This window comes from Pseudomonas sp. TH37 (assembly GCF_016650735.1).
Taxonomy (GTDB): domain Bacteria; phylum Pseudomonadota; class Gammaproteobacteria; order Pseudomonadales; family Pseudomonadaceae; genus Aquipseudomonas; species Aquipseudomonas farris.
Window position 1 is genome coordinate 15,032 of the sequence record NZ_JAEKFD010000001.1, and the last position, 20,685, is coordinate 35,716.

The 20,685-nt window shown below is 59.3% G+C and carries 15 protein-coding genes; 6 read left to right on the forward strand and 9 right to left on the reverse strand.

Features of this window, described 5'->3' with window-relative positions; translation table 11 throughout:
- Positions 1-12 precede the first annotated feature (12 nt).
- Together sthA and JFU11_RS00095 are read right to left on the reverse strand one after the other, a co-directional pair.
- Positions 13-1,407 carry a Si-specific NAD(P)(+) transhydrogenase gene (sthA, locus tag JFU11_RS00090; protein ID WP_008073074.1) on the reverse strand — a complete coding sequence of 465 codons (1,395 nt, stop codon included), beginning with the start codon at positions 1,405-1,407 and terminating at the stop codon, positions 13-15.
- A gap of 206 nt (positions 1,408-1,613) precedes the next feature.
- Positions 1,614-2,600 carry an FAD:protein FMN transferase gene (locus JFU11_RS00095; protein WP_201059233.1) on the reverse strand — a complete coding sequence of 329 codons (987 nt, stop codon included), beginning with the start codon at positions 2,598-2,600 and terminating at the stop codon, positions 1,614-1,616.
- A gap of 197 nt (positions 2,601-2,797) precedes the next feature.
- On the opposite strand from JFU11_RS00095, the gene JFU11_RS00100 reads away from it, so the two are divergent.
- Complete coding sequence (locus tag JFU11_RS00100) at positions 2,798-4,096, forward strand: MFS transporter (protein ID WP_201059235.1); 1,299 nt, start codon at positions 2,798-2,800, stop codon at positions 4,094-4,096.
- A 195-nt stretch (positions 4,097-4,291) separates the two neighbouring features.
- On the opposite strand, the gene JFU11_RS00105 is transcribed toward JFU11_RS00100, so the two are convergent.
- Positions 4,292-5,755 carry a glyceraldehyde-3-phosphate dehydrogenase gene (locus JFU11_RS00105; protein WP_123720883.1) on the reverse strand — a complete coding sequence of 488 codons (1,464 nt, stop codon included), beginning with the start codon at positions 5,753-5,755 and terminating at the stop codon, positions 4,292-4,294.
- Between the two features lie 362 nt (positions 5,756-6,117).
- Here JFU11_RS00105 and mfd point away from each other — a divergent pair, with 362 nt between their 5' ends.
- From mfd to JFU11_RS00120, 3 genes are read left to right on the forward strand one after another with little or no spacing between them, the layout of a single operon-like run.
- Positions 6,118-9,567, forward strand: coding sequence for a transcription-repair coupling factor (gene mfd, locus JFU11_RS00110; protein ID WP_201059239.1), 3,450 nt, complete (start codon positions 6,118-6,120; stop codon positions 9,565-9,567).
- Positions 9,568-9,576: 9 nt separating this feature from the next.
- Positions 9,577-10,155, forward strand: a complete 579-nt coding sequence (locus JFU11_RS00115; RefSeq protein ID WP_123720881.1) for a CsiV family protein — start codon at positions 9,577-9,579, stop codon at positions 10,153-10,155.
- 10 nt (positions 10,156-10,165) lie between these two features.
- Entirely contained in the window at positions 10,166-12,856 is a 2,691-nt protein-coding gene (locus JFU11_RS00120; RefSeq protein ID WP_123720880.1) for a DEAD/DEAH box helicase, read from the forward strand.
- A 109-nt stretch (positions 12,857-12,965) separates the two neighbouring features.
- On the opposite strand, the gene JFU11_RS00125 is transcribed toward JFU11_RS00120, so the two are convergent.
- From JFU11_RS00125 to JFU11_RS00135, 3 genes are all read right to left on the reverse strand, one after another.
- On the reverse strand, positions 12,966-13,703 hold the full coding sequence (locus JFU11_RS00125) for an S-methyl-5'-thioinosine phosphorylase (protein WP_201059241.1): 738 nt from the start codon (positions 13,701-13,703) through the stop codon (positions 12,966-12,968).
- Positions 13,704-13,715: 12 nt separating this feature from the next.
- On the reverse strand, positions 13,716-14,714 hold the full coding sequence (gene nagZ, locus JFU11_RS00130) for a beta-N-acetylhexosaminidase (RefSeq protein WP_177318835.1): 999 nt from the start codon (positions 14,712-14,714) through the stop codon (positions 13,716-13,718).
- Positions 14,715-14,883: 169 nt separating this feature from the next.
- A complete protein-coding gene (locus JFU11_RS00135) occupies positions 14,884-15,591 on the reverse strand; it encodes a TetR/AcrR family transcriptional regulator (RefSeq protein WP_007933170.1) in 708 nt (235 codons plus the stop codon).
- A 229-nt stretch (positions 15,592-15,820) separates the two neighbouring features.
- Here JFU11_RS00135 and lexA point away from each other — a divergent pair, with 229 nt between their 5' ends.
- Positions 15,821-16,429 (forward strand): transcriptional repressor LexA, encoded by a 609-nt coding sequence (gene lexA, locus JFU11_RS00140; RefSeq protein WP_007907770.1) that lies wholly within the window; start codon positions 15,821-15,823, stop codon positions 16,427-16,429.
- 10 nt (positions 16,430-16,439) lie between these two features.
- Positions 16,440-16,913, forward strand: a complete 474-nt coding sequence (sulA, locus tag JFU11_RS00145; RefSeq protein WP_123720878.1) for an SOS-induced cell division inhibitor SulA — start codon at positions 16,440-16,442, stop codon at positions 16,911-16,913.
- Between the two features lie 93 nt (positions 16,914-17,006).
- On the opposite strand, the gene JFU11_RS00150 is transcribed toward sulA, so the two are convergent.
- The 3 genes from JFU11_RS00150 to topA form a co-directional block, all read right to left on the reverse strand.
- Positions 17,007-17,240, reverse strand: a complete 234-nt coding sequence (locus JFU11_RS00150; protein ID WP_007907774.1) for a hypothetical protein — start codon at positions 17,238-17,240, stop codon at positions 17,007-17,009.
- Between the two features lie 141 nt (positions 17,241-17,381).
- The gene (locus JFU11_RS00155; RefSeq protein WP_201059243.1) at positions 17,382-17,906 is read right to left on the reverse strand and encodes a DUF6586 family protein; all 525 of its coding nucleotides are present in this window, start codon (positions 17,904-17,906) and stop codon (positions 17,382-17,384) included.
- A gap of 138 nt (positions 17,907-18,044) precedes the next feature.
- A complete protein-coding gene (gene topA / locus JFU11_RS00160) occupies positions 18,045-20,672 on the reverse strand; it encodes a type I DNA topoisomerase (protein WP_052965460.1) in 2,628 nt (875 codons plus the stop codon).
- Positions 20,673-20,685: the final 13 nt, after the last annotated feature.

The window sequence follows — 20,685 nt, forward strand, 5'->3', positions numbered from 1 at the left end:
GGCCGGAGCCGCTCAAAAAAGCCGGTTGAGGCCATCGTACGCCGCTACCCGATAGGCTTCAGCCATGGTCGGGTAGTTGAACGTCGTGTTGACGAAATACTTCAGAGTGTTCTGTTCGCCCGGCTGGCTCATGATCGCCTGACCGATGTGCACGATCTCCGACGCCTGATAACCGAAGCAGTGAACGCCCAGCACTTCCAGGGTATCGCGATGGAACAGGATCTTCAGCATGCCTTGCGGCTCGCCGGCGATTTGCGCACGCGCCATGCCCTTGAAGAACGCCTTGCCCACTTCGTACGGCACTTTGGCCTGAGTCAGCTCCTGCTCGTTCTTGCCGATCGAGCTGATCTCCGGAATGGTGTAGATGCCGGTTGGCACGTCGTTGACGAAGCGCCAGCTGCCATTGTCGACAATGCTGCCAGCGGCCGAACGACCCTGGTCGTGGGCGGCACTGGCCAGGCTCGGCCAGCCGATCACGTCACCGGCACCGTAAATATTCGGCACGCAGGTGCGGTAGTTTTCATCGACTTCGATCTGGCCACGGCTGTTGACCTTCACGCCGATATTTTCCAGACCCAGCTGATCGGTGTTGCCGGTACGGCCGTTGCACCAGAGCAAGGCATCAGCCTTGATCTTCTTGCCGGACTTCAGGTGCAGGATCACGCCGTTGTCCACGCCTTCGACGCGGTCGTAGTCTTCGTTGTGGCGAACCGTGATGTTGTTGTTGCTAAAGTGGTAGCTCAGCGCCTGGGAAATTTCCGAGTCAAGGAAGCTCAGCAACTGACCGCGGTTATCCACCAGCTCAACCAGCACACCCAGACCACTGAAGATCGAGGCGTATTCGCAACCGATCACGCCAGCGCCGTAAACGATAAGTTTGCGCGGGGTGTGGCCGAGGCTGAGGATGGTGTCGCTATCGTAGATACGCGGGTGATGGAAATCGATGTCCGCCGGGCGATAAGGACGCGAGCCGGTGGCGATGATGATGTGCTTGGCCACCAGTTTTTCAACCACGCCGTTAGCGCAGACCACTTCGATGGTTTGCTCGTCAGCGAAGCTGCCGGTGCCGAAGAACACGTCGACGCGGTTACGGGCGTAGTAGCCGGTGCGCGAGGCGACTTGTTTGGAGATGACTTTTTCGGCGCTTTTCAAAACGTCCGGGAACGAGAACCAGCGCGGCTCACCAATCGCCCGGAACATCGGGTTGGTGTTGAACTGCATGATCTGCCGGACCGAGTGACGCAAGGCCTTGGACGGGATGGTGCCCAGATGGGTGCAGTTGCCGCCGACCTGGCGACGACTATCGACCATCGCCACCTTGCGTCCTGCTTTGGCGGCATTCATTGCCGCGCCTTCTCCCGCCGGGCCGGAACCCAACACCACCACGTCGTAGTTGTAGACAGCCATGCATACTCCTCAGAACAGGCCGCGGCGCCCTCGGCACCTGCGGCTAAATCACGCCGATCTGCGGCGTGAAGGAACAATTTGGGGCCAGTGCAGAACCCGGACACAGTCTATAGAAGCGTCAACGCCGGGCACATTAACCCTTGGTCGCGTCGTAGGCTAGTTTTGCCTGCACTACAACGCCATCAAAAATGCTTTTGAGACCGCAATCACTTGGTTTTCTCACCCGCCAGGCGCTCAAAAGCCTGATTGGTGCGTGTGACGAAACCTGTATCAGCACGAATTACAAAGAATGCACCAATGTCATGGGTTTCGGCATAGTCCCAACCCCGTTCAGGACCGAGAATCAGCAACAGCGTCGATAGGCCATCGGCCATTAACGCTGAAGGATGAATCACTGTGACTGACGCCAGGGTGTGTAGGACCGGCGCGCCGGTGCGGGCATCGAAGGTGTGGGAATAGCGCTGACCGTTCTGCTGAAAATAATTGCGGTAGTCGCCGGACGTGGACACAGCGTAGCCGTCGACGGCGATGATTTTTTGCGCGATTTGCTGATCGTCCCGAGGCTCTTCTAACGCGATGCGCCAAGGTGAACCGTCGAGCTTTTTGCCGGCAGCCTTGAGTTCACCGGTGACCTCCGCCAGGTAGTTGTGGATGCCCTGCTCTTCAAGCTTTGCGGCAATCGTGTCGACCGCGTAACCGGCAGCGATGCTGTTGAAGTCGATCTCAACCGCAGCGTCCTTGCACAACTGATCACCGTCGATGCGCAAGTGGCTGTGGCCGACGCGTTGCTGAATCTCGGCAAGCGCTTCGGCGCTCGGGACTTTTTCCTCACGCGCCTGCGGACCGAATCCCCATAGGTTGAGCAGCGGCTCCACCGTCAAGTCGAAGGAGCCGTCGCTTTGGGATGACAACTGCTCGCCCACGCGGATCAATTCGAGCACAGGGCCAGGCATGACCTGACAGCGACCGGCCGGCAGCGCGTTGAAGCGTACGGTGTCCGAGTCGCTGCGATAGGTCGAGAATTGTCGATCCACTTCGGCGAGGATATTTTCTACTTCAGCCTGCACCGCTTTCGGCCCGGGCGTGGAGGAATGTCTTACGTATTGGATGGAATAACGACTGCCCATGGTCGGGCCGTCGAATCGTTCCAGGCTGTCGCCGTTGCCACAACCGGACAAAACGCCGGCCAGCACCACAAGTCCACTCCACCGTCCAGTTAACAAATCTTCATCTCCCCTCAAAACCGCGCCCGCCATTATGGGCCTCAGAGCGCATGAGAGCGAGGTCTGCCAGCGCCCGTCAGTCAAACGCAAAACCTGTGGGAGCGAGCTGTGCCCCCCCCACAGGTGCAGCGTTTTCAAACAAGATTTACCAGCGTGAGTACCTACAAATGTCTTCCAATACGAGCAACGGCAAAGCAATTTTTCGCGTCGTCAGCGGAAACTTCCTGGAGATGTTCGACTTCATGGTCTACGGCTTTTACGCCACGGCCATTGCTAAAACCTTCTTCCCTGCCGACAGCGCTTTCGCTTCCCTGATGCTGTCTTTGGCCACTTTCGGGGCCGGCTTCCTGATGCGTCCGCTGGGGGCGATTTTCCTCGGGGCTTACATCGACCGTCATGGCCGCCGCAAAGGCCTGATCATCACATTGGCAATGATGGCCGCCGGCACAATATTGATTGCCTGCGTGCCGGGTTACGCGACGCTGGGTGTCGCGGCACCGCTGATCGTATTGCTCGGTCGACTGTTGCAAGGCTTCTCGGCGGGCGTGGAACTGGGTGGTGTATCGGTGTACCTCGCCGAGATATCCACACCAGGCCGCAAAGGCTTCTTCGTCAGTTGGCAGTCCGCCAGTCAGCAAGCTGCGGTGGTATTCGCCGGCCTGCTCGGCGTGGGTTTGAACCATTGGCTCAGCCCGGAAGAAATGGGTGAATGGGGCTGGCGCGTGCCGTTCCTGATCGGCTGCATGATCGTGCCGGTGATCTTCGTGATCCGCCGCTCGCTGGAAGAAACCCCGGAATTCCAGGCGCGCAAGCACCGCCCTACCCTGCAAAACATTGTCCGCTCGATTGGTCAGAACTTCGGCATCGTCCTCGCCGGCATGGCGCTGGTGGTGATGACTACAGTGTCGTTCTACCTGATCACCGCCTACACCCCGACCTTCGGCAAAGCCGAACTGCATCTGTCGGATCTGGATACGTTGCTGGTGACCGTGTGCATTGGCCTGTCGAATTTCTTCTGGCTGCCGGTAATGGGTTCTGTGTCTGACAGGATCGGGCGCAAACCCCTGCTGTTGGCGGCGACGATTCTGGCGATCCTCACGGCCTATCCAGCGCTGTCATGGCTGGTGGCGAACCCGAGCTTCAGCCATCTGCTGATCGTCGAGTTGTGGCTGTCGTTCCTGTATGGCTCGTACAACGGCGCCATGGTGGTGGCCCTGACCGAGATCATGCCGGTGGAAGTTCGCACGACCGGTTTCTCCCTTGCCTACAGCCTGGCGACCGCGACCTTTGGTGGTTTCACACCGGCGGCCTGCACGTATCTGATCCATGTGCTGGACAACAAGGCGGCGCCGGGGATATGGCTCAGTGGTGCGGCGGTGCTAGGGTTAATCGCAACCCTCGTATTGTTCCGTGGCAATCGGCATGAATTGCGGACTGCGCAAGCCGCTGTGGTCGGCGGCGCCTGATAAATCGCCATCGCGGGCAAGCCCGCTCCCACAGGGTTATGCGGCGCTCCCACCATTGCGAAACCACCACCAAAACATGTGGGAGCGGGCTTGCCCGCGATGAGGCCCGCATAAACAACACCCTCCAACCGGCCTATCACCCACAAACAAAAACGCCCCGACCAAAGTCGGGGCGTTTTCATGTGCGGCTAAGGCTTAGCGCGGGAACGCTGGCGGGTTTACACCGGCCATGTCTTCCATCACGCGGACTACCTGGCAGCTGTAACCGAACTCGTTGTCGTACCAGACGTACAGAACAACGCGGTTGTCCTGAACGATGGTCGCTTCAGCGTCCACAACGCCTGCGTGGCGCGAGCCAACGAAGTCGGTGGAAACCACTTCCTGCGAATTGACGTAGTCGATTTGCTTGTGCAGATCGGAGTGCAGCGCCATGTAGCGCAGGTACTCGTTCATCTCTTCACGGGTGGCGGCTTTCTCAAGGTTCAGGTTGAGAATGGCCATCGACACGTTCGGCGTCGGAACACGGATCGCGTTACCGGTCAGCTTGCCGGCCAGCTCAGGCAGCGCCTTGGCAGCAGCGGTGGCAGCACCAGTCTCGGTGATGACCATGTTCAGCGCGGCGCTACGGCCACGGCGATCACCCTTGTGGAAGTTGTCGATCAGGTTCTGGTCGTTGGTGTACGAGTGAACAGTTTCGACGTGACCGTTGATGATGCCGAACTTGTCATTCACAGCCTTCAGCACCGGCACGATGGCGTTGGTAGTGCAGGAAGCGGCGGACACGATCTTGTCGTCAGCAGTGATTTCACCGTGGTTGATGCCGTGAACGATGTTCTTCAGCTTGCCTTTGCCAGGCGCGGTCAGAACAACGCGGTCGATACCCGGGCAGGCCAGGTGCTGGCCCAAGCCCTCGGCGTCACGCCATACACCGGTGTTGTCCACCAGCAGCGCATTTTTGATGCCGTACTGGGTGTAGTCCACTTCAGTCGGGTTCTTCGCGTAGATAACCTGGATCAGGTTGCCGTTGGCGGTGATGGTGTTGTTGGCTTCATCAATGGTGATGGTGCCATTGAACGAACCGTGCACCGAGTCGCGACGCAGCAGGCTGGCACGTTTGACCAGATCGTTCTCGGCGCCCTTGCGGACAACGATGGCGCGCAGACGCAGGCCGTCGCCACCACCGGTTTTCTCGATCAGGATGCGCGCCAGCAGACGACCGATACGACCGAAGCCATACAGGACAACGTCGGTGCCGGTACGACCGGAACCATTCTGCTTGCCGACCACATCGGCCAGTTCGTCACGGACGAACGCTTCGGCGGTACGGCCATTACCTTCGGCTTTGAATTTGACAGCCAGCTTGCCCAGATCTACCGAAGCAGCGCCGAGCTTGAGCTCGCTCATTGCCTTGAGCAGCGGGAATGTTTCGTGGACGGACAATTCGCTGTCATCGGACTGGCGATGGCGAGCAAAGCGGTGAGCTTTGAGAATCGCGATGACAGACTGGTTGATCAGACTGCGGCCATAGATCGAGCTCACCACGTTGTTATTGCGGTAGAGCTGACCGATAAGCGGAATCATCGCTTCTGCGAGTGCTTCACGGTCGATCCATTCACCAAGACACTGGTCGGGCTTCTGAGTCACGGGAACCTTCCACATGTAGGGGCAGAAAAAAGGGGCTACATTATGCCGCCGACTGCCTCCCGTAGCAATGCGCGCCTGTCGCACGGGCAGTGACAGAATCCCGTTCAAAAAAATTACGCCCCGCTCCAGCCCAGTAAAACCGGGGCCTCCAGCATCGTCAAATTTTTGGAGGCATCGCCACCTTGTCCGTAACCATCCGTAACACGCGTTCGTTTTGCCACTACATAATCAGTAATTTTCACTAAAAAACCGCTCGATTTTGTCATTACCACTACATTTTGCCCAACCCGCGTAATAGACATATCTGCAACTGACAGCCGGCACCTGAGGCCGTTACAATTGTCGACTTTGTCGCAACGCTTGGAGCTCAACCTTCCGTGCCCGTTCTGCGTCTACCGCTTCTCCCTGCCGCGGCAGGTAAACAGCACTGGGGCAACCTGCCCGGTGCCGCCCTGAGCCTGGCCATCGCCGAGGCCGCCAGCGCTGCCAAGCGCTTTACCCTGCTACTGACCGCCGACAGCCAGAGTGCCGAACGGCTGGAACAGGAGCTGAGTTTCTTCGCCCCGGATTTGCCTGTCCTGCATTTCCCCGACTGGGAAACCCTGCCCTACGACCTGTTCTCGCCACACCAGGACATCATCTCTCAGCGCATCTCGAGCCTGTATCGGTTGCCGGAGCTGGAGCATGGCGTGCTGGTCGTGCCGATCACCACAGCCCTGCACCGCTTGGCGCCGACCAAATTCTTGCTCGGCAGCAGCCTGGTGCTGGATGTCGGCCAGAAGCTTGATGTCGAGCAAATGCGCAGCCGGCTTGAGGCCAGCGGCTATCGTTACGTCGATACAGTCTATGAGCACGGCGAATTCACCGTACGCGGCTCGTTGATCGATCTGTTCCCGATGGGCAGCAAACTGCCCTTCCGCATCGACCTGTTCGACGACGAAATCGAAACCCTTCGTACCTTCGATCCGGAAAACCAGCGTTCCATCGACAAGGTGGACACCGTTCGCCTGCTGCCGGCGCGGGAGTTCCCGCTGCAAAAGGACGCGGTCACCCGTTTCAAGGCGCGCTTTCGCGAGCGTTTCGATGTCGACTTCCGTCGCTGCCCGATCTTTCAGGATTTGAGCAGCGGGATTACACCGGCGGGTATCGAGTACTACTTGCCGCTGTTCTTCGATGAAACCTCCACGCTGTTCGACTATCTGCCCCAGGACACACAAGTGTTCTCTTTGCCGGGCATCGAACAGGCGGCAGAGAATTTCTGGAACGATGTGCGCAATCGTTACGAAGAGCGTCGCGTCGATCCATCCCGTCCTTTATTGCCACCGGCCGAGCTGTTTTTGCCTGTGGAAGATTGCTTTGCCCGCCTGAAGAGCTGGCCCCGTGTGGTTGCCAGTCAACAGGACGTGGAAACCGGTGTCGGTCGCGAGCGCTTCCCGGCTCAGCCGCTGCCGAACCTGGCCATCGAAGCCAAGGCCACTCAGCCGTTGGCGGCGCTGGCCGGTTTCCTCGACGAATTCCCTGGCCGCGTGCTGTTTACCGCCGAGTCCGCGGGCCGCCGTGAAGTGCTGCTGGAATTGCTGGAACGCCTGAAGCTGCGACCGAAAACCGTCGACAGCTGGCCAGACTTTGTTGCGAGCAAGGAGCGCTTGGCGATCACCATCGCGCCGCTCGACGAAGGCCTGTTGCTGGACGATCCAGCGCTGGCCCTGGTCGCTGAAAGCCCGTTGTTCGGGCAGCGCGTGATGCAGCGCCGTCGTCGCGAGAAACGCGCCGATGCCAACAACGATGCAGTGATCAAAAACCTCACCGAGCTGCGCGAAAACGCACCGGTGGTGCACATCGATCATGGTGTCGGCCGCTATCTGGGGCTGACGATTCTGGAAATCGACAATCAAGCCGCCGAATTCCTGACCCTTGAGTATGCCGAGAACGCCAAGCTGTACGTCCCGGTAGCCAACCTGCACTTGATCGCCCGCTACACCGGCAGCGACGATGCCCTGGCGCCGCTGCACCGCCTCGGCTCCGAGACCTGGCAGAAAGCCAAGCGCAAAGCCGCCGAACAGGTGCGCGACGTGGCCGCCGAGTTACTCGACATCTATGCCCGCCGCGCCGCTCGCGAGGGTTATGCCTTCGCCGACCCGAAAGCCGATTACGCGACCTTCAGCGCCGGCTTCCCGTTCGAAGAAACCCCGGACCAGCAGACCACCATCGAAGCGGTGCGCGCCGACATGCTCGCGCCAAAACCGATGGATCGTCTGGTCTGCGGCGACGTTGGTTTCGGCAAGACCGAAGTGGCGATGCGCGCGGCGTTCATCGCGGTGCATGGCGGTCGTCAGGTGGCGATTCTGGTGCCGACAACCCTGCTCGCCCAGCAACACTACAACAGCTTCCGCGACCGCTTCGCCGACTGGCCGGTGAGCGTGGAAGTGATGAGCCGCTTCAAGTCGACCAAGGAAGTCAACGCCGCGGTCGCGGACCTGGCCGAAGGCAAGATCGACATCGTCATCGGCACACACAAGCTGCTGCAAGACGACGTCAAAATCAAAAACCTCGGGCTGGTGATCATCGACGAAGAGCACCGTTTCGGTGTCCGTCAGAAAGAACAGCTCAAAGCACTGCGCAGTGAAGTCGACATCCTGACACTGACCGCTACGCCGATTCCGCGCACGCTGAACATGGCGGTGTCGGGCATGCGCGACCTGTCGATCATCGCCACGCCACCGGCCCGTCGCTTGTCGGTACGCACGTTCGTCATGGAGCAGAACAAGAGCACGGTCAAAGAAGCCCTGCTCCGTGAGCTGCTGCGTGGCGGTCAGGTCTATTACCTGCACAACGACGTGAAGACCATCGAGAAATGCGCCGCCGACCTCGCCGAACTGGTGCCGGAAGCACGGATCGGCATCGGCCACGGGCAGATGCGTGAACGCGATCTCGAACAAGTGATGAGCGACTTCTACCACAAGCGCTTCAACGTGCTGATCGCCTCGACCATCATCGAGACCGGCATCGACGTGCCGAGCGCCAACACCATCATCATCGAGCGTGCCGACAAGTTCGGCCTGGCGCAGTTGCACCAATTGCGTGGCCGAGTCGGTCGCAGTCACCACCAGGCGTATGCTTACCTGCTGACACCGCCGCGCCAACAAATCACTCCCGACGCAGAAAAGCGTCTGGAAGCGATCGCCAATACCCAGGACCTCGGCGCGGGCTTCGTACTCGCCACCAACGACCTGGAAATCCGTGGTGCCGGCGAACTGCTGGGCGACGGTCAGAGCGGGCAGATCCAGGCAGTTGGTTTCACGCTGTACATGGAAATGCTCGAGCGCGCGGTGAAGTCGATCCGCAAGGGCGAACAACCGAACCTCGACCAGCCGCTGGGCGGTGGTCCCGAAGTCAATCTGCGTGTACCGGCGTTGATTCCCGAGGACTATCTGCCAGATGTGCATGCTCGATTGATTCTCTACAAACGCATTGCCTCGGCCACCGATGAGGAAGGCCTCAAGGACCTGCAAGTGGAGATGATCGACCGTTTCGGTTTGCTGCCGGAGCCGACCAAGAATCTCGTGCGGATCACGGCGCTGAAATTGCAGGCCGAACAACTGGGCATCAAGAAAGTCGACGGCGGCCCGCAAGGCGGTCGTATCGAGTTCGCGGCGCAGACACCGGTCGACCCGCTGACACTGATCAAACTGATTCAGAGCCAGCCCAAACGCTACAAATTCGAAGGCGCCACGATGTTCAAATTCCAGGTGCCGATGGAGCACCCAGAAGAGCGTTTTAATACTGTAGAGGCGCTGTTCGAGCGCCTCATTCCGACCACTGCTTAAGGACGCCGCATGCGCCTGTTTCGCTCACTGACCTTGTTGACGATGTTAATCACGACGCTGCTCGCCCCCACGGCGTTTGCGGATGATCTGTATCAGGTTGAAATGATTCTGGTGCGGCAAAACACCGTGCCCGCGATCGTCAGCCGCGCCGCGCCGGAAGACTGGGATGCCGGCGCTCAACGCGTCAGCCCCGACAGTTTTCGCACGCCGAGCCTTAATCCCGAAGTGGAAAAGCTCACCGCCAGCAATGAATACACAGTGCTGATGCACAAGGCCTGGCAACAAAAGCTCGGCGAAGAAGCCAGCAAAGTCGCGATCAGCGAAGGCACCGAGCAGTTCGGGCAGTTCCCGATCGAGGGCACGCTGAGCCTGAAATTGGGGCGTTTCACCGACGTCGATGCAGACTTCTGGGTCAATAAGATTGATGCCAACGGCCTGGTCACCGCCAGCGAACGCCTGAAACAGGAAAGCCACACCAAGAACGGCCAGCTGAACTTTCTCGACAACGGCCACTTGGGCCTGCTGATCAAGATCACCTCGCTGACCGCCCCTGCGCCTCGGCCAGTCCCCGATGTAATTCCGGACTGATTGATTCTTTATGCCTCCGACCCTGAGCAAACCCCTGGCAACATCCTGGGTCAGCCGATTCAAGGAACAGAGCCTGGAGCGTGGCCGCCGCTACGCACTGGAGAACCGCGTCAGGATCGTCGAAGTCGGCGACGCCACCATCACCGCCAGTTGCGAAGGCTCTGGCGGTAACGTTTACCGTCAGACCATTCGCCTGCGCGAGTCGGCCAAAGGCACCTTGCTGATGATCGACGCCACGTGCACCTGCCCGGTTCATAGCAACTGCAAACATTGCGCGGCGGTGTTGCTGCAAGTGCAGGAAACCCTCGCTTATCCGGCGGCGGCCAAAGATGCTGAACTGCTGGAAAAACTTCAGGCCGTACTGGAAAACCGTAGCCCGAAAGCGCCGCCACAAGTGTTGGTGGACAACGTGCAACCGGTGCCGCGCCTGTGGCTGGCGAGCATCGAGTTCAGCGCCTTCGAACCGCGCAACGGCAAAATGCAGCGGTACATCCAGCATCGCGCGGCGCTGTCCTTCAGCTATCTGGATGAATACGTCAGTGGGCAGAAAAACACTGACATCCTGATCCGCCAGGAGACGCAGACACTGCGGATAAAACGTCACCCGGAAGTCGAACAAGCCTACAGGGAACAGCTGCGAATCCTCGGTTTCAAGATCGCAACCCGACAAAGCAAGGCTTTGCCGGAAAGTGCCGGCGAACTCTACGAGATGGTCAACGACAGCGCCTGGCTGACCTTCACCCTCAACGAACTGCCGAAGCTGCGCACCCAGGGCTGGGAGTTGCAGATCGACGAGGACTTCGGCTTCGACCTGACCGCCGTTGATGACTGGTACGCCACTGTCGAGCAAGCACCCGAGCGCGACTGGTTCGACCTGGAATTGGGGATCATCGTCAACGGCGAACGGCTGAGCCTGTTGCCTATCCTGTTGAACCTGATGCGCTCCCACACCGAGATCCTCAACCCGGAACGGCTCGCCCGACGTCGCGACGACGAATTGATTCTGGTGAACATTCCGCAGCGCCGCAGTACCGACCAAGGCCCGTTGCAGGTCGCCCTGCCCTTCGGCCGCTTGAAGCCGGTGCTGGCCACTCTCGGCGAGTTTTATCTGCAGGAGCCCGGCGAAACCACGCTGCGCCTGAGCAAGGCCGACGCCACGCGGCTGAATCCGCTGGAAGGCCTGCCGCTGCTCTGGGAAGGTGGCGAGCAGATCCGCACCTTTGCCCAGCGCCTGCGCGACATCAAGGACCACACCGCGGCGGCGCCCGAAGGCTTGAACGCCACCTTGCGTCCGTATCAGCTGGAAGGCCTGAGCTGGATGCAGTCGTTGCGGCAACTGGAAGTCGGCGGGATTCTCGCGGACGACATGGGCCTGGGCAAAACCCTACAGACCCTGGCGCACATTCTCAGCGAGAAGAACGCCGGGCGCCTCGATCGGCCGTGCATGGTGGTCATGCCCACCAGCCTGATCCCCAACTGGCTCGACGAAGCCGCGCATTTCACGCCGCAGCTCAAAGTGCTGGCGTTGTACGGTGCCAGTCGCAAAAAGCATTTCGACAACCTGGCCGATTACGACCTGATTCTGACCACCTATGCGCTGCTGCCCAAGGACGTCGAGCGCCTGGCCGCGCAACCGTTTCATGTACTGGTGCTGGATGAAGCGCAGTACATCAAGAACCCTAATAGCAAGGCCGCCCATGCAGCCCGTGAGCTGAATGCTCGCCAGCGCCTGTGTCTGAGCGGCACGCCGCTGGAAAACCATCTGGGCGAGTTGTGGTCGCTGTTCCACTTCCTGCTGCCCGGCTGGCTCGGTGACGTGAAAAGCTTCAACCGCGATTACCGCGTACCGATAGAAAAGCGTGCCAGCGAAGTAAGACTTCAGCACCTCAATGGTCGGATCAAACCGTTCCTGCTGCGCAGAACCAAGGAACAGGTAGCCACCGAACTGCCGCCGAAAACCGAGATCATCCATTGGGTCGAACTCAACGAAGCCCAGCGCGACGTGTACGAAACCATGCGACTAGCCATGGACAAGAAAGTCCGCGACGAAATCACCCGCAAGGGCGTGGCGCGTAGCCAGATTATCATTCTTGAAGCCCTGCTGAAGCTGCGTCAGGTGTGCTGTGATTTGCGCCTGGTCAACGATGCCGCCCTGCCCGCGCGGGGCAGCACTTCCGGCAAGCTCGATAGCCTGATGGAAATGCTGGAAGAGTTGTTTGAGGAAGGTCGGCGAATTCTGCTGTTTTCGCAGTTCACCTCAATGCTGTCGTTGATCGAGGACGAGCTGAAAAAGCGTAGCGTGGCGTATGCGATCCTGACCGGACAAACCCGCGACCGACGCACGCCAGTGAAGGAATTCCAGAGCGGCAATCGTCAGATCTTTCTGATCAGCCTGAAGGCTGGCGGCGTAGGACTGAACCTGACCGAAGCGGATACGGTGATTCACTATGACCCTTGGTGGAACCCGGCGACGGAAAATCAGGCGACCGATCGTGCGTATCGCATCGGTCAGGAGAAGCCGGTATTCGTCTACAAGATGATTGCCAGGGGCACGGTGGAAGAGAAAATTCAGCATCTGCAGAAGGAAAAATCCGATCTTGCCGCAGGCGTGCTGGATGGGCGCAAGACCGGGGACTGGAAATTGCAGAGCGATGATATCGAAGCGTTGTTTGCGCCGTTGCCGGAAAAAATTGATAGGTAGTGGCGATAGGTAGATCGCCTTCGCGGGCAAGCCTCGCTCCTACAGGAAATCACTGTACCTGTGGGAGCGTGGCTTGCCCGCGATGGGGTCGACTCGGTTTAACGATCTATCAACCTTTCAACACCCGCGCCAACGTCGACTTCACCTTACCCATCCCGTCATGCAATGCCCGCTCGATCTCGGCCATGGTGATCACCGCTGTCGACTTGCCCGCCGCCGGGTTCACCACCAGCGCCAGACAGGCGTAATCCAGTCCCAGCTCGCGCGCTAATGCTGCTTCAGGCATGCCGGTCATGCCGACGATGTCGCAACCATCGCGTTCCAGCCGCGCAATTTCAGCGACGGTTTCCAGACGTGGCCCCTGGGTGCAGGCGTACACGCCTTGGCTGCTGTAGCCAACGCCTTCAGCCGCCAACGCCGCGATCAATTGCTGACGCAGGGCTTCGCTGTATGGATAGCTGAAGTCGATGTGTGTGACCTGTTCCAGATCATCAGCGAAATAGGTGTGTTCGCGGCCGCTGCTGTAGTCGATCAATTGATGCGGCACGCAGAAATGCCCGGTGCCCATCGCAGTGTGAATCCCGCCCACGGCATTGACCGCGAGAATCGCTTCGGCACCAGCCTGCTTCAAGGCCCACAGGTTGGCGCGGTAGTTCACCTGATGTGGCGGGAAACGGTGTGGGTGCCCATGACGCGCGAGAAACAGCACTTCCTTGCCAGCATACTCACCGATCTGCACTTCGGCCGAAGGCGTACCGTAAGGCGTGTCCACCGCCAATGACTGACGAATGTTCAGACCTTCGAGTTGTGTCAGGCCGGTGCCACCGATAATCGCGTAAACCGTCATAACGAAGAGTCCTTAATCGATCAATTGAGCTTCTCTGAGCGCGCCGATGGCCGCCAGCCAGCGTGGATCTTGACGGTATTCGGTGCTGGCGTACGCCTGCCCGCGCATCCGCGCAATGCGCGCCGAAGGTTTGACCTTCAAACGCTGGGCGGCGCTCAAGGCCAGCTCGGCAGCTGCACGATCGTTGCACACCAGGCCCATGTCGCAACCGGCGGTCAATGCCGCTTCGATGCGACTGGCGGCATCGCCGACCACATGGGCACCCGCCATGGACAGGTCGTCGCTGAAGATCACGCCATCGAACTGCAGCTCGCCGCGCAGGATGTCCTGCAACCAGCGACGGGAGAAACCGGCGGGTTGTGAATCGACCTGTGGATAAATCACGTGGGCCGGCATGACGGCGGCCAGTTGCTTGCTCAATCGTGCGAACGGCACCAGGTCGTTGGCGCGGATTTCGTCGAGGCTGCGCTCGTCGTTGGGAATCGCGACGTGGGAATCGGCCTCGGCCCAGCCATGACCCGGAAAATGCTTGCCGGTGGCAGCCATTCCGGCACTGTTCATGCCACGGATGAATGCACCGGCGAGCAAGGCGGCGCGCTCTGGATCGCCTTCGAACGAACGAGTGCCGACCACCGCGCTGCGCTGGTAATCCAGGTCCAGCACCGGGGCGAAGCTCAGGTCGAGACCCACCGCGAGCACTTCGGTCGCCATGATCCAGCCACACTGCTCGGCCAGCTCTTCGGCATTCGGGTTATCGGCGATGGCGCGCATGGCTGGCAGTCGCACGAAGCCCTGACGCAGCCGCTGAACCCGACCACCCTCTTGATCCACCGCCAGCAGCAGATCGGGACGAATGGCGCGGATCGAAGCGCTCAATTCGCGCACTTGACGCGGATGTTCGATGTTGCGGGCAAAAATGATCAGGCCGCCCACTTCTGGTTGGCGCAACAATTGGCGATCTTCAGCCGTCAGCCAGGTACCGGCGACGTCCACCATCAACGAGCCTTGCAGGCCAGCAGTCATAGAGATTCCTTGATTACGATAAACCCGGCTCGCGCGATTCGCCGCCATGGGCTGGGCCCGGCAGGTCGGCGATATCAATGAGGAGCGGGTTCAGAACGAGAGTCGACATGGGCGGCTAGCTTAGCGGATGTCAGCCGCCGCGCCCACCCGTGTGCGGTTAAACCTTGGCGGCGACCGGGGTCGATTTGCTGCGTGGACGCAACTGCGCGGTGGCCATGGCAGTGTCGGTGACGCCGGTTTCGGCCCGCATGCCAGCAGCCAGAAATGGCACCATCAGTCGCATTACTTGCTCGATGGAGGTGTTGACGCCGAAATCGGTCTCGGCAATCGCACGCAAGGCCTTGATCCCCGACATACTGAACGCCGCGGCACCCAGCATGAAGTGCACACGCCAGAACAGTTCGATCGGGGGAATCCGCGGAGCGGCCTCGTTGACCAGCATCATGTAGCGGCGGAACACCTTGCCGTACATATCTTCCAGATAACGACGCAAGTGCCCTTGGCTCTGACTGAACGCCAGCCCCAGCAAACGCATGAAAATGGACAGATCATTGCCGCTGCGTGGCTGCACCACCAGAGCTTGCTCGACAAGAATTTCCAGCAGCTCTTCAAGGGTCGGCTTGTTCTCGGGCTTGGCCTGACGGCGCTCCAGCTCTTTATCGAGACTGAGACAAAATGGCCCGAGAAAACGCGAGAAGACCGCCTGAATCAGCGCCTTCTTCGACCCGAAGTGATAATTCACCGCCGCCAGATTGACACCGGCCTTGCTGGTGATCAGACGCAATGAGGTTTCAGCAAAACCTTTTTCCGCGAACAACTGCTCGGCAGCATCGAGAATGCGTTCAACGGTTTCCGACTGGGCCATGGCTACTCCGCCTGACAAACACTTGTTTGAAACATACGTTTCAGCCTTGGCCTTGTCAAGTCTGGCGGTTCGTTTTGGGAATGGTCGGTCAGGTATTTAACCATACAACAGTGCCGCTTCAATCAGCGAGCGAAATGACCGTCCAGCGGCCGACAAAAAATGGGGCATTGCCAAGACCAGTTCACTGTATATAATCCCAGTCACTGTATAAAAAGACAGAGCGATCAATATGCTAAAGCTGACGCCACGCCAAGCAGAGATTCTGGCCTTCATCAAACGTTGCCTCGAAGACAACGGCTACCCGCCGACCCGTGCGGAAATCGCTCAGGAACTGGGTTTCAAGTCGCCCAATGCGGCGGAAGAACACCTCAAGGCACTGGCTCGCAAGGGGGCGATCGAGATGACCCCGGGCGCCTCTCGCGGCATCCGCATCCCTGGCTTCGAAGCCAAGGCCGACGAGTCCAGCTTGCCGATCATTGGTCGGGTGGCTGCCGGTGCGCCGATCCTCGCCCAGCAGCACATCGAGGAATCCTGCAACATCAACCCTTCGTTCTTCCATCCTCGCGCCGACTATCTGCTGCGGGTCCATGGCATGAGCATGAAGGACGTCGGCATTTTCGACGGCGACCTGCTGGCCGTCCATACCACCCGCGAAGCCCGCAACGGTCAGATCGTGGTGGCGCGGATCGGCGACGAAGTGACCGTCAAGCGCTTCAAGCGCGACGGCAGCAAGGTTTGGTTGATTGCCGAAAACCCTGAATTCGCCCCTATCGAAGTCAACCTGAAAGATCAGGAGCTGGTTATCGAAGGCTTGAGTGTCGGCGTGATTCGCCGCTAAAGGAGGCTTTATGCAGTTCCCACATACCTCACAGCAAGCCCAACTGCCGTTGTTTGAGGCGTTCATGGCACAGCCATTGGCGCCGATCCTGAAAGACGTGGTCGAATCGCCCTGGAGCGCCGAGCCCGAAGTCTTCAGCGAGCTATCACTGCGCGGCGCGGCCGGGAACTGCCTGAACCTTCTGGCACCGATTCTCAGGGAACTGAGTCAGGACCAGGATGCACGCTGGCTGACACTGATCGCCCCGCCCGCCAGCCTGACACAAGCCTGGTTACGCGACGCCGGTTTGAACCGTGAGCGCATTCTGCTCCTGCAACCGCGCGGCACGCAGAGCGCTCAGCAGTTGACCTGCGAAGCCTTGCGACTTGGCCGCAGCCATACGGTCGTCAGCTGGCTTAACCCGCTGAGCACAACGTTGCGGCAACAGTTGATCAGCGCCGCCCGTATCGGGGATGCGCAAAGTCTGAATATTCGACTGGGTTAACTGACAAACACTGTGCGCGCTGAACAGCGCGGGGCTTCTCCAGGGATAGAGAAGCCAATCTGTAGAGGCATCCGAAGAATCCGACGGGCGGGATCAATGAAGAACCCGCGGCCCCTCTTCCTTATCAAATTCGCCTTCAACCAGACGTCCTGCCATCTGAACACCGACGCTCAACATCGCCTTGGCGACTTCCACATGCTGGCCTTGCAGGAAAACCTTGGCATCCTCGGAGAAATCCAAAGTAACCAGAGAACCCTCGTCCTCGGCCCTGCGCAGCTCGATTCGGCCGTCTGGTAACTCGACAATTTCTAGAAAGGACGTTGGCATAAAGGTCTGTTCTCCACGAAAGGCGGGGATTATATAGGCATCAGCCAAGCTTCGCTCGGGATCTTGACCAAATGCCATCACGAAGAGAAATTTCTGACATCACTCTTCCTTGAGCGGACCCATCCCTAAATACTCAATCTTTCAGCACTCGTTCAACCCTTCGCGAAACCGAATCGCCAGGCTTTTAAGGTTCTGACGCCAGCTCTCCAGCTCTTCCCGACTCAGCTCTTCCGGCGCCTCTTCTTCATCCAGATTAACGGCCAGAATAAGCGGTTGCGTCACATTGCCCTTGGGCTTGTGCGGAGTGCGAGGCGGCTGAAACAGTACTGCATGTGCCGACAGCAGCTTGGCTAGCCAGGTTTCAGGGTTTTGCGCCAGCTCAACCATCTCGACCATTTCCGGAATAGCGATGGTTTCGAGCACTTCGCGGGTAAGCAGCATCTCTGCCCGCGGTGCATTGGCCTGAGGCAAACGATAGAAACCAGCGATTTCATGGCACAGCCCCAACAGCGCACCGTACAGGTGAAACAACGCCGATTCGCGTCCGGCCTGAATCAGCGCCAGGGAGTTCATCGCCCGCCCCTCTTCGGCTTTGGCCAGCGCTTCCAGCGACAGGCCGGCGAAATAAATCTTCTGGTTGGTACGGGTATAGAGTTCGTGGGCCATGACGGCAGCCTCCACAACGAAATAATTGCTTCACGCAGGTCAGACAGTGTCGTGGATCACCTGAGCTTCCCGCAAGCCCAAAACAAAAGGCCGCATGAAAACCCGAGAGTTGTCATGCGGCCTTTTGTGTACAGCCTTTTAAGCCTTGGCTGATGGACGCTTGTCTTCAACCGTCCACTTGCCGCCGTCGTAATACGCCTTCCAGCCAGTCGGCTTACCGTCGACCTCTGTCTGCACGTACTGCTCTTTGGTCTTGCGGCTATAACGGATCACTGCCGGGAGACCGTCCGGGTCTTTCTTCGGCGCTTCGCAGAGGAAGTGATACTTCGGATCGATCTCATCCTTGTGCGGCACGATCTCCATGACCAATGGAGCACGGGTCTCGCGATTTTTCGGGAACTGGCTGGCCGCCAGGAACAAGCCGGAAGCACCGTCGCGCAGGATGTAGGTGTCGTTGACCTTTTCGCATTTGAGCTCAGGCATCTTCACCGGATCCATCTTCGGCGGCGCCGCGTCACCGCTTTTCAGCAGCTTGCGGGTGTTCTTGCAGGTGGCGTTGGTGCAACCGAAGAACTTGCCGAAACGGCCGGTCTTGAGCTGCATCTCGCTGCCGCACTTGTCGCATTCCAGGCTCGGGCCTTCATAACCCTTGATGCGGTAGGTGCCCTCTTCGATTTCGTAGCCAGAGCAATCCGGGTTGTTACCGCAGATGTGCAGCTTGCGCTTCTCGTCGAGCAGGTAAGCGTCCATGGCCGTGCTGCAGATCGGGCAGCGATGCTTGCCACGCAGTACCAGCGACTCGGACTCACCCTCGTCGTCCGCGGCGATTTCATCGCCCGGCACCAGGTTGACGGTGGCTTTGCAGCGCTCTTTCGGCGGCAGGCTATAGCCCGAGCAACCGAGGAATACGCCCGTCGAAGCAGTACGGATCTGCATCGGACGACCGCACAACACGCACGGAATGTCAGTCATCACCGGCTGATTGGCGCGCATGCCGCCTTCGGCACTTTCGGCTACTTCGAGTTTCTTCTTGAAGTCGCCGTAGAACTCGTCGAGCACGTTTTTCCAGTCGCGTTCGCCCTGAGCCACGTCATCGAGGTTCTCTTCCATGCCGGCGGTGAAGCCGTAGTCCATGAGATTGGAGAAGCTCTCGGCCAGACGCTCGGTGACGATGTCGCCCATCTTTTCCGAATAGAAACGACGGTTGTGCAGCGCAACGTAGCCGCGGTCCTGGATGGTCGAAATGATCGCCGCGTAGGTCGAAGGACGACCGATGCCGCGTTTTTCCATTTCTTTAACCAGGCTCGCTTCCGAGTAACGCGCCGGCGGCTTGGTGAAGTGCTGGGTCGGATCAAGCTTGATCAGCTTCATCGCGTCGCCCTGGGCCATGTCCGGTAGCACGTCGTCATCGCCAGGCTTGGCAATTTGCGGCATGACGCGGGTGTAACCGTCGAACTTCAGGATGCGGCCCTTGGCACGCAGCTCGAAGTCGCCGGCACCAACGGTGACTGTGGTCGACAGGTATTGCGCCGGCAGCATCTGGCAGGCCAGGAACTGGCGCCAGATCAGCTCGTAAAGCCGCTCAGCATCACGCTCCATGCCCGATAGCTTGCTTGGCTCGGTATTGGCATCGGACGGACGAATCGCTTCGTGAGCCTCTTGTGCGCCTTCCTTGCTGCTATAGACGTTCGGGTTTTCCGGCAGGTACTTCTTGCCGAACTCACCTTCAATATAAGTACGCGCCATCGCCACGGCATCAACCGAGAGGTTGGTGGAGTCGGTACGCATATACGTGATGTAGCCGGCTTCGTACAAACGCTGGGCCATCATCATGGTTTTCTTCACACCGAAGCCCAGGCGGTTACTCGCGGCCTGTTGCAGGGTGGAGGTGATGAACGGTGCCGACGGCTTGCTGCTGGTCGGTTTGTCTTCGCGCTTGACGATGCTGTAGCTGGAAGCCTTGAGCTTTTCCAGCGCGGCCATGGCCTGGGCTTCGTTCAGCGGCTTGAAGGCTTCGCCTTTCTCGCGGGCCACGTCGAAACGCACGGTCGCGCCCTTGGCGGTGCCGAGGTCGGCATGAACTTCCCAGTACTCTTCCGGGTTGAACGCGCGAATTTCACGCTCACGCTCGACCACCAGCTTCACGGCAACCGATTGCACGCGACCGGCGGACAGGCCACGGGCGACCTTGGCCCACAGCAGCGGCGAAACCATGTAACCCACCACGCGGTCGAGGAAGCGACGCGCCTGCTGGGCGTTTACTCGATCGATGTCCAGCTCGCCCGGTTTGGAGAAGGCTTCCTGGATCGCTTTCTTGGTGATTTCGTTGAACACCACGCGCTTGTAGCGGCTGTCGTCACCACCGATGGCTTCGCGCAGGTGCCAGGCAATGGCTTCCCCCTCGCGATCCAAGTCGGTTGCGAGATAGATGGTGTCAGCATCTTTGGCGAGCCGGCGCAGCTCTTCGATGACTTTTTCCTTGCCCGGGAGGATCTCGTACTTGGCTTTCCAGCCATGATCGGGATCGACACCCATGCGAGAGACCAGCTGCTTGCGCGCTTTCTCTTTCGGCGTGAGCACCGGACCTTCACCTGCGGCGGCCTTGCCGCGCTTGGCGGCAGGCTCTTTGCTGGCGCTAGCCGAACCGCTGGTGGGCAGGTCTCGGATATGGCCGATACTCGACTTCACCACGTATTGGTTACCCAGATACTTGTTGATGGTCTTGGCCTTAGCCGGGGATTCCACAATGACCAGCGATTTGCCCATGGATCAGAAAATT